At 73.7% G+C, this 13,333-nt stretch carries 8 protein-coding genes and 1 tRNA gene; all 9 read left to right on the top strand.

From position 1 onward, the window contains the following. The first annotated feature begins 77 nt into the window (after positions 1-77). Entirely contained in the window at positions 78-1,604 is a 1,527-nt protein-coding gene (locus AQJ30_RS31845) for a DUF7059 domain-containing protein (protein WP_067240832.1), read from the top strand. 321 nt (positions 1,605-1,925) lie between these two features. Next, positions 1,926-2,123, top strand: coding sequence for a hypothetical protein (locus AQJ30_RS31840; RefSeq protein WP_067240831.1), 198 nt, complete (start codon positions 1,926-1,928; stop codon positions 2,121-2,123). 281 nt (positions 2,124-2,404) lie between these two features. Continuing rightward, entirely contained in the window at positions 2,405-5,242 is a 2,838-nt protein-coding gene (gene topA, locus AQJ30_RS31835) for a type I DNA topoisomerase (RefSeq protein WP_067240829.1), read from the top strand. A gap of 164 nt (positions 5,243-5,406) precedes the next feature. Further along, entirely contained in the window at positions 5,407-8,718 is a 3,312-nt protein-coding gene (gene tmk, locus AQJ30_RS31830; protein WP_067240827.1) for a dTMP kinase, read from the top strand. Between the two features lie 115 nt (positions 8,719-8,833). Then, entirely contained in the window at positions 8,834-10,039 is a 1,206-nt protein-coding gene (locus AQJ30_RS31825) for a DNA polymerase III subunit delta' (protein WP_067240826.1), read from the top strand. Between the two features lie 91 nt (positions 10,040-10,130). Further along, entirely contained in the window at positions 10,131-11,750 is a 1,620-nt protein-coding gene (locus tag AQJ30_RS31820; protein ID WP_067240824.1) for an alpha/beta hydrolase, read from the top strand. 87 nt (positions 11,751-11,837) lie between these two features. Further along, positions 11,838-11,914: transfer RNA gene (locus AQJ30_RS31815), tRNA-Thr, on the top strand. A 303-nt stretch (positions 11,915-12,217) separates the two neighbouring features. Continuing rightward, entirely contained in the window at positions 12,218-12,379 is a 162-nt protein-coding gene (locus AQJ30_RS31810) for a hypothetical protein (protein ID WP_245727218.1), read from the top strand. A 12-nt stretch (positions 12,380-12,391) separates the two neighbouring features. Next, complete coding sequence (locus tag AQJ30_RS31805; protein ID WP_067240822.1) at positions 12,392-13,270, top strand: DUF2637 domain-containing protein; 879 nt, start codon at positions 12,392-12,394, stop codon at positions 13,268-13,270. Positions 13,271-13,333: the final 63 nt, after the last annotated feature.

Raw genomic sequence — 13,333 nt, 5'->3', positions numbered from 1 at the left:
CTTCCCACCGGGATTCCGCCCGGGCCGCACCCGCGACGCGACGCGAAGGCGCGAGGGGGACGGGACACAATGGGGGCGTGAGTAACGCCACCCTGTCCCCCCTGCCCTTTGCCGACCACGAGGTCGCCGCCCGGCTGCGCGAGGCCCTGCTCGCGGCCTCCTTCACCGCCGACGGCCTGCTCGACCTGCTCGGCGCCCCCGCGTACGCGGCCCTGGCCCGCAGCGAGACCGTGCCCGCGCTGCGGGCGACCCGCGGGGACACGCCGCTGGAGACCCTCGTCCGGCTCTTCCTGCTCCAGCAGCCCGTGCCGCACGCGCGCGTGGAGGGCGTACTGCCCGTGCACGCGTGCGTGGCGGGCGGCTGGCTCATCCGCGTCGGCGACGCCGGGGGCGACCTGGCCGCCACCGTGGACGTACGGCCGTACGGCGGGCCCGACGGCGAGGACTGGTTCATCGTGTCGGACCTCGGCTGCGCGGTCGGCGGCGCGGGCGGCATCGGCAACCGCGACGAGGGCGTGGTCCTGGGCGTCGGCGGCGCCTCCACGACCCTCGCCGGCATCACCGTCCGTACGCCCGTCGCATCCGCGCTCGACCTGGGCACCGGCTCCGGCATCCAGGCGCTGCACGCGTCCCGGCACGCCACGCGCGTGACCGCGACCGACCTCAACCCGCGCGCACTGCACATCACGGCGCTGACCCTGGCGCTGTCCGGCGCCCCGGCCGCGGACCTGCGCGAGGGCTCTTTGTTCGAACCGGTCCGGGACGACGAGTCGTACGACCTGATCGTCTCCAACCCGCCCTTCGTGATCTCGCCGGGCGCCCGCCTGACGTACCGCGACGGCGGGATGGGCGGGGACGATCTGTGCCGCTCGCTCGTTCAAGGGGCGGGGGAACGGCTGAACGAGGGCGGGTTCGCGCAGTTCCTCGCCAACTGGCAGCACGTGGAGGGGGAGGACTGGCAGGACCGGATCAGGTCGTGGGTGCCGCGCGGCTGCGACGCGTGGATCGTGCAGCGCGAGGTGCAGGACGTCACGCAGTACGCCGAGCTGTGGCTGAGGGACGCCGGTGACCACCGCGGCGACCCGGCCGAGTACCAGGCGCGCTACGACGCCTGGCTGGACGAGTTCGAGGCGCGCAAGGTCAAGGCGGTCGGCTTCGGCTGGATCACGCTGCGCCGGACCTCGGCCGCCGAACCGGTGATCACGGCCGAGGAGTGGCCGCACCCGGTCGAACAGCCGCTCGGGGACACGGTCCGGGCGCACTTCGAGCGCCTGGACTACCTGCGCGCGCACGACGACGCCGCGCTGCTCGCCGGGCACTTCCGGCTGGCCGGGGAGATCGTCCAGGAGCAGGTCGGCCTGCCCGGGGCCGAGGACCCCGAGCACGTCGTGCTGCGCCAGAACCGGGGCATGCGGCGGGCCACCAAAGTGGACACCGTCGGCGCGGGCTTCGCGGGCGTGTGCGACGGCACGCTCAGCGCCGGCCGCATCCTGGACGCCATCGCGCAGCTGGTCGGCGAGGACCCGGTGCTGCTGCGCGACCGCACGCCCGCACAGATCCGGCTGCTGGTGGAGCAGGGGTTCCTGGAGCCGGCGCCGCGGTGACGGACGACGGGCTCCGCAGAGGGCGGGCGACGGGCTCCCGGTAGGAATCCGGCCGAAAAGCACGCGCCGCCCGCCCGCCGGCGGCGCCCCTCGGCCGGTCCCCGCGCCCGGCCAGTTCCCCGCGCCCCCAGCCTGCTCCCTCCGCCCCGCCTTGTTCTCCCCACCCCCGCCGCCCCTTCCCCCGCCCCCGGCCCGTTCCTCCCGCCCCCGCACACCCCCGTCGACCCCCCGTTCACCTCAGGTTCTCCCGGACGCCGCCCGCGCGTGTCAGTCTCCGAGGGCTGGACACGGGCGGGCGGGAGAAAAAGGGGCGGGGCGGGCATGGACGGCGGACCGGCGGTGTTCACGGGCGCGGTGTTCGCCCTGTTCGGACTGGCGCTGCTGGCCTGGACCGCGGTGCGGGTCCGGCACCGCGAACCCGTCGCGCACGGTGTGAGCCCTGTCGCATCGGCGGCCCTCGCGACCCTGGCCGCGCTGCTCTCGCTGGCCGCCGGCGCGTGGTGCCTGTCCCGGCTCTGAAGAGCGGGTCGCACCGGCCGTGAGCACCGGATCGGGGTGGTGGCGCGGTGCGCCGTACCGTTGAGGGGGAGGCCTGCGTTCCGGTCGGGTGGAAAAGCACCGGTCGGCAGTCCGGGCGGCAGGAATGGCGGTAGTCGGGTTACCGTTCGAGTGGCCGTTGCGGGCTTTTCCCGTTTGACACGGGGGCGGGATGTACCGTCACACTCCGCAGCGTCACCATGACCGTGCCCCGGGACGAAGGCCTGGGGAGGCCCCAGCGTCGACCGGAGAGAAGAGCGAAGTTGTCCCCGACCAGCGAGACCGCGAAGGGCGGCCGCCGACTCGTCATCGTCGAGTCGCCTGCCAAGGCGAAGACGATCAAGGGCTATCTCGGCCCCGGATACGTTGTCGAGGCGAGCGTCGGGCACATCCGCGACCTCCCCAACGGCGCCGCCGAGGTGCCCGAGAAGTACACCGGCGAGGTGCGCCGCCTCGGCGTGGACGTCGAACACGACTTCGAGCCGATCTACGTCGTCAACGCCGACAAGCGGGCGCAGGTCAAGAAGCTCAAGGACCTGCTGAAGGACTCCGACGAGCTCTACCTCGCCACCGATGAGGACCGCGAGGGCGAGGCCATCGCGTGGCACCTGCAGGAAGTGCTCAAGCCCAAGGTGCCGGTCAAGCGGATGGTCTTCCACGAGATCACCAAGTCCGCGATCCAGGCCGCCGTGGCCAACCCGCGCCAGCTCAACCAGCGCCTGGTCGACGCCCAGGAGACCCGCCGCATCCTCGACCGCCTCTACGGCTACGAGGTGTCGCCGGTCCTGTGGAAGAAGGTCATGCCGCGCCTGTCGGCGGGCCGCGTCCAGTCCGTGGCGACCCGGCTCGTCGTCGAGCGGGAACGCGAGCGCATCGCCTTCCGTTCCGCCGAGTACTGGGACCTGACGGGCACCTTCTCGACCGGCCGCGCGGGAGACCCCTCGGACCCGTCGACCCTGGTCGCCCGCCTGCAGACCGTCGACGGCAGGCGCGTCGCGCAGGGCCGCGACTTCGACTCCCTGGGGCAGATCAAGGGCGCCAACACCCTCCACCTCGACGAGGCGAACGCCCGCGCCCTCGCCGCCGCCCTGGAGGACACCCGGTTCGCGGTGCGCTCCGTGGAGTCCAAGCCGTACCGCCGCTCGCCGTACGCCCCGTTCCGTACGACGACGCTGCAGCAGGAGGCGAGCCGCAAGCTCGGCTTCGGCGCGAAGGCCACCATGCAGGTCGCGCAGAAGCTGTACGAGAACGGCTACATCACCTACATGCGTACGGACTCCACGACGCTGAGCGACACGGCGGTCTCCGCCGCCCGCGCGCAGGTCACGCAGCTGTACGGCGCCGACTACCTGCCGCCCCAGCCGCGCACGTACGCCGGCAAGGTCAAGAACGCGCAGGAGGCGCACGAGGCGATCCGCCCCTCGGGTGATCGTTTCCGCACCCCCGCCGAGACCGGTCTGACCGGCGACCAGTTCAAGCTGTACGAGCTGATCTGGAAGCGCACGGTCGCCTCGCAGATGAAGGACGCGACCGGCAACAGCGTGACGGTGAAGATCGCCGGCACCGCGGCCGACGGCCGGGACGTCGAGTTCAGCGCCTCCGGCAAGACGATCACCTTCCACGGCTTCCTCAAGGCCTACGTGGAGGGCGCCGACGACCCGAACGCCGAGCTGGACGACCGCGAGCGCCGCCTGCCGCAGGTCGCCGAGGGCGACGCGCTGTCGGCCGAGGAGATCACCGTCGACGGGCACGCGACCAAGCCCCCGGCGCGCTACACCGAGGCCAGCCTGGTCAAGGAGCTCGAGGAGCGGGAGATCGGCCGCCCGTCGACGTACGCGTCGATCATCGGCACGATCCTCGACCGCGGCTACGTGTTCAAGAAGGGCACGGCCCTGGTGCCGTCCTTCCTGTCCTTCGCCGTGGTCAACCTCCTGGAGAAGCACTTCGGGCGGCTCGTCGACTACGACTTCACCGCCCGCATGGAGGACGACCTCGACCGCATCGCGCGCGGTGAGGCCCAGGCCGTGCCGTGGCTGAAGCGGTTCTACTTCGGCGAGGGCACGGTCACCGGCGCCGCCGCCGACGCCGGCAACGGCGACGGGGACCACCTCGGCGGCCTCAAGGAGCTGGTGACCGACCTGGGCGCCATCGACGCGCGCGAGGTGTCGTCGTTCCCGGTGGGCAACGGCATCGTGCTGCGGGTCGGCCGCTACGGGCCGTACATCGAGCGCGGCGAGAAGGACTCCGAGAACCACCAGCGCGCCGACATCCCCGAGGACCTGGCGCCCGACGAGCTGTCCGTGGAGCTGGCGGAGGAACTGCTGGCCAAGCCGAGCGGCGACTTCGAGCTGGGCACCGACCCGGCGACCGGCCACCAGATCATCGCCAAGGACGGCCGCTACGGCCCGTACGTGACCGAGGTGCTGCCCGAGGGCACGCCGAAGACCGGCAAGAACGCGGTCAAGCCGCGCACGGCCTCGCTGTTCAAGTCGATGTCGCTGGACACGGTGACCCTGGACGACGCCCTGCGGCTGATGTCGCTGCCGCGCGTCGTCGGCACCGACGCCGAGGGCCAGGAGATCACCGCGCAGAACGGCCGCTACGGCCCGTACCTGAAGAAGGGCACGGACTCGCGGTCCCTGCAGTCCGAGGACCAGCTCTTCACGATTACGCTGGAGGAGGCGCTGGCGATCTACGCCCAGCCCAAGCAGCGCGGTCGGGCGGCCGCCAAGCCGCCGCTGAAGGAGCTGGGCGAGGACCCGGTCAGCGGCAAGCCGGTCGTGGTGAAGGACGGCCGCTTCGGGCCGTACGTCACCGACGGGGAGACCAACGCGACCCTGCGCTCCGGCGACAGCGTCGAGGCGATCACCCCGGAGCGCGGCTACGAGCTGCTCGCCGAGAAGCGCGCCAAGGCCCCGGCCAAGAAGACGACGAAGAAGGCGGCCGCGAAGAAGGCCCCGGCGAAGAAGGCGGCTGCGACCAAGACCGCCGCCAAGAAGACGGCCGCGAAGAAGACGACCGCCAAGTCGGCGGCCGCCAAGACGACGGCCACCGCCAAGAAGACCGCGGCGGCTTCGCGGGCGGCGGCCTCCGAGGACTGAGTGCCCGCTCCGCCGGCCCGGTGATCCTCTGGTCCTCTGATCCTCCGCCAGTTCTTCACCGCGGCTCCACGATCCGCGCGCCCCGCCCCACTTCGGTGTGTCGGGGCGTGCGTGCGTTCGGGCGTGTCCCACTCGGTGTCAGCCGCGGCCGATAGGCTGAATGCATGACCCGAGCCGAGCAGCCAACGGCCCCCACACCCGCCCCGGACGACGCCCTGGTGGTGGACTCCCGCGAACGCGCCGTGCGCGCCCTGTTGCGTCAGCCGACCGTACGGCGACTGTGGAGCGCCCAGCTCGTGGGCGGTGTGGGCGACGCCCTCGCCCTCCTGGTGCTGGTCCTCCTCGCCCTCCAGGCGGCCATCGCCCAGGGCTCCTTCGGGGGCGGCTACCGGGGCGTGGCCTTCGCCGTGACGACCGTCTTCGCGGTGCGTGTTCTGGCCACCCTGCTCTTCGGGGCGGTGCTGCTCGGACCGCTGACCACCCTCACCGCGAAGGACGGCCCGCTCGACCGGCGCTGGACCATGGTCGGCGCGGACGGCCTGCGGGCCGCGCTGCTGATCGTGGCGCCGCTGTGGATCGACTGGACGCCGGACAACGCCCTCGCGCTGCTCCTCGTCACCGTCTTCGTGCTCGGGGTCGCCGAGCGGTTCTGGACGATAGCGCGCGAGAGTGCGGCGCCCGCGCTGCTCCCGCCGCCGCCCCCGGAGGGCGCGACGGTACGGCCGCTGCCGGACCACCTCGACGCCCTGCGCCGCCTGTCGCTGCGCACCGGCTTCCTGGCCATCCCGCTCGGCGCGGCCGCGCTGGTCGTGGCAGGCCTCGTCAACAACCTGCTGGGCGCGGGCATCGACTGGTTCGCCCAGCACCAGGCGGCCCTCGCCTCGTACGTGGCGGCGGGACTGTTCGCCGCGGCCCTGTCCGTCGTGATCTACCTGGAGCTGCCCGACACGCGCACGCCCCGCGCGCGTTCGCCGCTCGAAGGACTGCGCAGGCCGCGCACGGCCGCCGGGGTGGACGCCGGCCGCACGCGCGCGATCCCGCTGCTGGTGCTCGCCTGCGCGGCGGTCGCCGGTGCGATCTCCGCGGCGGTCGCCGTCGCCGTGCTGCACGCCAAGGACCTGGGCGGCGGCCCCGTGCTCTACGGCCTGCTGGTGCTCGGACTGACCGGCGGGGTCGTCGTGGGCATCCGTACGGCGCCGTCCGTGCTGCCCGCCCTGTCGCGCCGCCGCCTGCTGTCGCTGGCCATCGCCTTCACCGGCGTCGCCCTGCTCGTGGCCGGACTGGTGCCGGACGTCACCAGCGTGCTGCTGATCGTCACGCTGGCCGGGGTCGGCGCGGGCGTCGCCGCCAACGTCGGGCACACGCTGCTGGACCAGGAGGCCGAGGAACTGCGCAGGGCGCGCACGACGGAACACCTGCACGCGGTGGTCCGGGTGTTCGTGGCGCTGGGCGCGCTGATCGCCCCACTGGTGGCCGCGCTGATCGGGCCGCACCGGCTGGAGAACGGCAAGTTCGTCTTCGCGCACGGCGGCGCGGCGTTCACGCTGATGCTGGTGGGCGCCCTGCTGCTGCCGGTGGCCGTGCTGGTGCTGGCCAAGCTCGACGACCGCTCGGGCGTCCCGCTGCGCAAGGACCTGCGGGACGCGGTCCTCGGCGGCGACGAGCCGACGCCGGCGCCCGCGACGAACGGTTTCTTCATCGCCCTGGAGGGCGGCGACGGCGCCGGTAAGTCGACGCAGGCCGAGGCGCTCGCCGAGTGGATCCGCGCCAAGGGCCACGAGGTCGTCCTCACGCGCGAGCCGGGGGCCACCCCGGTCGGCAAGCGGCTGCGGTCGATCCTGCTGGACGTCTCCAGCGCCGGCCTCTCGCACCGCGCGGAGGCCCTGCTGTACGCGGCGGACCGCGCCGAGCACGTGGACACCGTGGTGCGCCCGGCGCTGGAGCGCGGCGCAGTCGTCATCTCCGACCGCTACGTCGACTCGTCCGTGGCCTACCAGGGCGCGGGCCGCGACCTGTCCCCGGTGGAGATCGCGCGCATCTCGCGCTGGGCGACGAACGGGCTGGTGCCGCACCTGACGGTGCTGCTCGACGTCTCGCCGGAGACCGCCCGCGAGCGGTTCACCGAGGCGCCGGACCGGCTGGAGTCCGAGCCGGCGGAGTTCCACGCGCGCGTGCGCTCCGGGTTCCTCACGCTGGCCGCGTCCGACCCCGGCCGCTACCTCGTCGTGGACGCAGGCCAGGAGCCGGAGGCCGTCACGACGGTGATCCGCCACCGCCTGGACCGCATGCTCCCGCTGTCCGAGGCCGAGATCGCGGCCCAGGAGGAGGCCCGGCGCAAGGCCGAGGAGGAGGCGCGCCGCAAGGCCGAGGAGGAGGCCCGGCGCAAGGCCGAGGAGGAGCGCCTGGAGCGCGAGCGCCAGGAGCAGCTCGCCAAGCTGCGCGCCGAGGAGGAGGAGCGCAAGCGGCGCGAGCTGGAGGAGGCGCAGCGCCGCGAGGCCGAGCGGCAGGCGGAGGAGGCCCGGCAGCGGGCCGAGGAAGCGCGCCGGCGCGCCGAGGAGGAGCGGCAGCGGCTGCTCGCCGAGGAGAAGGCCCGGGCCGAGGAGGAGGCGCGCCGCAAGGCCGAGGAGGAGCGGCGCCGCCAGCAGGCCGAGCACGAGGCCAGGCTGCGTGCCGAGGCCGAGGCGCGGCGGCTGGAGAAGCAGCGCAAGGCCGAGGAGGCACTGCTGCGGGCCGAGGAGGCCCGGCGGGCGGCCGAGGAGGCCGCCGCGGTGGCCCAGGCCGGACCGAAGCCGGTGGCACCGCGTCCGGCCGCGGCGGCCGCGGCCGCCTCTGACGCGCTGACCGTGCCGACGCCCGTGGTGTCCTCGCCGGGCACGTCGGACGACACGACGGTGCTGCGCCCGGTGCGCGGGGACGAGGAGCCGGACGCGCGGGCCGGCGGCGCGGTCGCCGACGCCGAGGTGACGGCGGAGCTGCCGCAGCCGAAGGTCGCGGCGGGGCCGGCCGGGTCGTCCGCGTCGGCGCCGGAGTCGAAGGCGAAGTCGGAGGCGGAGTCGGAGTCGGAGGAAACGGCAGTGCTGCCGCCCGTCTCGGCGCAGGAAGAGACCGCGGTGCTGCCGCCCGTCTCGGCGCAGGAGGAGACGGCCGTGCTGCCTCCGGTGTCGCCGCAGGAGGAGACGGCGGTCCTTCCCCCGGTGCGCGACGAGGAGCCGGTGGACCGCCGGGTGCCGCCCGGATTCTTCCGCGACGAGCCGGCCGGCCCGGCCCGCACCGAGGAGGCCCGGGCGGACGACCGCACGCGTGAGCTGCCCCAGCTCGACGAGGACGGCACCCCGCGGCGCCGGACCCGTTCCGACTGGGCCGAGGAGACGCCCCTCGACGACCTGCCGACCCTGGCGGACGAACTGCTCGGCCCGCACCGCGAGGAGGACGAGCCGGACGAGGGCCGCGGGCGCGGCTGGGGGCGCCGCCGCTGAGGTTCCCGGTGGGGGGCTGCACCGACGGCGGACCCGCTGACGGCGTCCGCTGTCAGTGCCGCCCCCCACAATGGAAGCCGCGACACCGAGCACCACGGAAGGGCGGCGCCGAGCGATGACCGTGTGGGACGACCTGGTCGGGCAGGAGAAGGTCTGCGAGCAGCTGGCCGCGGCCGCCCGGGACGCCGACGCGTTCGTCACGGCGATCTCGACCGGCGCCCCGCCGCCCGAGGCGTCGAAGATGACGCACGCGTGGCTGTTCACCGGACCTCCGGGGGCCGGCCGCAACCAGGCCGCCCGCGCCTTCGCCGCCGCCCTCCAGTGCGTCAGCCCCGACCGGGCCCTGGGCGGGGTCCCCGGCTGCGGCTTCTGCGACGGCTGCCACACCGCGCTGATCGGCACGCACGCGGACGTCACGACCGTCGCCGCCGTCGGCACCCAGATCCTCGCCGAGGACATGCGCGACACGGTCCGCAAGTCGTTCACCTCGCCGGCGAACGGCCGCTGGCAGGTCATCCTCGTCGAGGACGCCGAGCGCCTGAACGAGAAGTCGGCCAACGCCGTCCTCAAGGCCGTCGAGGAGCCCGCCCCCCGCACCGTCTGGCTGCTGTGCGCCCCGTCCATCGAGGACGTGCTGCCCACGATCCGCTCCCGCTGCCGCCACCTGAACCTGCGCACGCCCTCGGTCGACGCGGTCGCCGACCTGCTGATGCGCAGGGAGGGTGTCGAGCCCGCCGTCGCGATGGCCGCCGCCCGCGCCACGCAGGGCCACATCGACCGCGCCCGGCGCCTCGCCACCGACCCCGCCGCCCGTGAGCGCCGCGCCGCCGTGCTGAAGCTGCCGCTGCGCGTCGAGGACGTCGGCGGAGCCCTGAAGGCGGCCCAGGAACTGGTCGACGCGGCCGCCGAGGACGCCAAGGCGCTCGCCGAGGAGCTGGACGGCAAGGAGACCGAGGAGCTGAAGGCGGCGCTGGGCGCGGCCCAGGGCGGCCGGCTCCCGCGCGGCACCGCGGGCGTGATGAAGGACCTGGAGGACAAGCAGAAGCGCCGCCGCACGCGGACCCAGCGCGACAGCCTCGACGTCGCCCTCACCGACCTCACCGCCTTCTACCGCGACGTGCTCGCCCTCCAGCTCGGCTCCCGCGTCGCCATCGCCAACGCGGACGCGGAGGACGCCCTGGAGCGGCTGGCCCGCGCGAGCACCCCCGAGGCGACGCTGCGCCGCATCGAGGCGGTCGCCGCGTGCCGCGACGCCCTGGACCGCAACGTCGCGCCGCTGCTGGCGGTGGAGGCGATGACGATGGCGCTGAGAGCGGGCTGAGCGCGCGGGACGGCTGAGGAGGGTGTCACTCGTCCGAGGGGCATCCGTCGCGCAGAGCACCTAACTGATTGCGCAGAGTTACGCTCGCTTGATGCACGCCCTGCGCTCCCCCCGCCCCCGCACTCGCACCGGCCACCGAAGGTGCCGGCCCCTCACCGGTCTCGGTCTGCTCGCCGTAGCCGCACTGCTCGTCCCGGCCTGCTCCGCCCAAGGCGCCAGCACTGCCGCGGGCTCGACCAGTACCGCCGCGGCCCAGGCGGTGCTGACCCCGCTGCCGACGGCGACGCCGTCGGCGCTGGCGCCGTACTACGGCCAGAAGCTGAGCTGGCGCGACTGCGGTGTGCCCGGATTCCAGTGCACCACCATGAAGGCGCCGCTCGACTACGCGAAGCCGGACGGTGGCGACGTACGGCTGGCGGTGGCCCGCAAGAAGGCCACCGGCCCGGGGAAGCGGATCGGGTCGCTGCTGGTGAATCCGGGCGGCCCGGGCGGCTCGGCGATCGGCTACCTCCAGCAGTACGCGGGCGTGGGCTACCCGGCTCCGGTGCGCGCCCGCTACGACATGGTGGCCGTCGACCCGCGCGGCGTGGCCCGCAGCGAGCCCGTCGAGTGCCTGGACGGGCCGAAGATGGACGCGTACACGCAGACCGACGTCACGCCGGACGACCAGCGGGAGAAGACCGAGCTGGTCGACGCGTTCAAGACGTTCGCCGAGGGGTGCGGCGCCGACGCCCCGACGCTGCTGCGGCACGTCTCCACGGTCGAGGCGGCGCGGGACATGGACATCCTGCGGGCCCTGCTCGGCGACGAGAAGCTGCACTACGTGGGGGCGTCGTACGGCACGTTCCTCGGCGCGACGTACGCGGGGCTGTACCCGAAGCGGGTGGGCCGGCTGGTGCTGGACGGCGCGATGGACCCGTCGCTGTCGGCGCGCCGGATGAACCTGGACCAGACGAAGGGCTTCGAGACGGCGTTCCAGTCGTTCGCGAAGGACTGCGTACGGCAGTCGGACTGCCCGCTCGGCGGCCGCGGTACGACGCCCGCCCAGGTGGGCCGCAACCTCACGGCGTTCTTCGACCGGCTCGACGCCCGCCCGATCCCGACCGGCGACGCCGACGGCCGCACGCTCGGTGAGTCGCTGGCCACGACCGGGGTGATCGCGGCGATGTACGACGAGAGCGCGTGGGGCGAGCTGAGCGAGGCGCTGACCGCGGCGGTCAAGCGCGGCGACGGCTCCGGCCTGCTCGCCCTGTCGGACAGCTACTACGAGCGGGACCCGGACGGCCGGTACAGCAACCTGATGTTCGCCAACGCGGCCGTGAACTGCCTGGACCTGCCGCCCTCCTTCGACACCCCGGACCAGGTGACGAAGGCGGTGCCGTCGTTCGAGGCCGCGTCGCCGGTCTTCGGCGAGGGCCTGGCCTGGTCGTCGCTGAACTGCGCGTACTGGCCGGTCGGGCCCACGGGTGAGCCGCACCGCATCGAGGCGAAGGGCGCGGCGCCGATCGTCGTGGTCGGCACCACCCGCGACCCGGCGACCCCGTACCGCTGGGCCCGGTCCCTGGCCGGCCAGCTCGCCTCCGGCCGCCTGCTGACCTACGAGGGCGACGGCCACACCGCGTACGGCCGCGGCAGCTCCTGCATCGACACCGCGATCGACACCTACCTGCTGCGCGGCACGCCCCCCGCGAAGGGCAAGCGCTGCGCCTAGGGCGGGGGCCAGGGTGTGGTCGGAGCACCCTGGGAAACTGTGTAGACTTACCGACGTTGCCGATCGCACCATGGTGCGGAACGGCGCGCCGCCTTAGCTCAGATGGCCAGAGCAACGCACTCGTAATGCGTAGGTCTCGGGTTCGAATCCCGAAGGCGGCTCCACCAGACCCCAGTCCGGAAGCATTCGGACTGGGGTCTTTGTCATTTTCGTGGTTCCCGAGCCCGGTCATTGACCTGAAGTATCCGAATTAGGGGTCGTCGGAATAGTGCTCGTCTGTCAATTCCCTCACCCGTTCGCCACAGTATCCGTGTCACCCGGGCGCCGTTAGGTGGGATATGACGAAGGCAACCGGGGATGGGTGCTTCGACCTCAGGGCGACCGAGGGACGAGCGGGTCAACTGATCGAGCGGGCTGCCGTACTGGGGGCGTACACCTACGTCCCGGCTCCAAGGGGTTCGGCGGCCGTGACCAACGGGGCGCTGATCAGGGACGGAAGGGCGGTGACCCTCCGGGTGACCGAGCCGCTGCTGCGGGACTTCGTGGAATCGATGCTCTGCATGGAGGCCGATCTGGCCCGCCGCTGGATGACCGCACAAGGCCATTCGCCTTTTCCCGGCGCGGAATAGTCGGTCCGTATCATGTACGACGAACGAACGGGCCCGTGGGGATTCCAGGATCCCGGGCAGCAATTTCATGACGTCGGCACGGGCCGCCACCGGGCGGCCTCGGACGTCTTCGTCGACCGGGCGGACACCGCGGACCTGATCTGGGACCCGGCGGAAGAGCTCGCCTTCATGCTGCAGGACGCCATGGAGCGCGACGGCGAGCCGCGGCCGAAGATCCCCGCGGCGCGCGAGGAGGCCTCCCTCGTCGACCCGGCGCCCGGTACGCCGCTGCGCAACCTCCAGGACCTCACCGCGGAACTGCCGCCCCTGCGGCACGCGCCCGCGGGACACCGGAAGGTCCGGAAGCGCCGGCGCATCAGCAGCCTCCGGCTGGTCAGCCTGTCCATCACGGGAATGGTGGCCGTCATGGCATCGGCGGTGAGCCTGTTCGGCGGCATGGTCGCCTACAGCCCCCTGCACCTGCTGGCGGTCACCCGCACGGGAGGCGGCATGGCCGCGTGGTGGCCGCTGCTCGTGTACGGGCCGTGGCTGGTGGCGGCCCTCTCGGTGCTGCGGGCCGCCGTGCACCAGCGGCGTGCCGTCCACTCCTGGTGCGTGGTGCTCCTGTTCTCGGCGACCGCGCTGCTGATCTGCGTGCTCCAGTCGCCCCGGTCGCTGACCGGCCACGTCGCGGCGGCCCTGCCGAGCGTCGCGTCGCTGGCCTGCTTCCAGCAGCTGGTCCGGCAGATCACCCTGACCCGCCCGCCCCGGCGCGCCGTCGTACCGAGGCACCGGCAGCGGCCCCCCGCCCAGGAGGCGCAGACCGCGCAGGCCCCGGACGCGGGACCGGGGGAGGTGCGGCCCGGGCGCGGTGCCGCCGGTGGGCGGACGGGGGAGCGGGGCGGCAGGTGAGCGCCGCCCGACGGGCGGGCGCTGCGGGCGGTCGCTCCGGGTGCCGTCCGCGTCCGCGACCGC

This window comes from Streptomyces longwoodensis (assembly GCF_001514125.1).
In the GTDB taxonomy this organism is placed as follows: Bacteria; Actinomycetota; Actinomycetes; order Streptomycetales; family Streptomycetaceae; genus Streptomyces; species Streptomyces longwoodensis.
The sequence above is the reverse complement of the archived record's forward strand: the minus strand, read 5'-3'. Positions and strand labels throughout refer to the sequence as shown.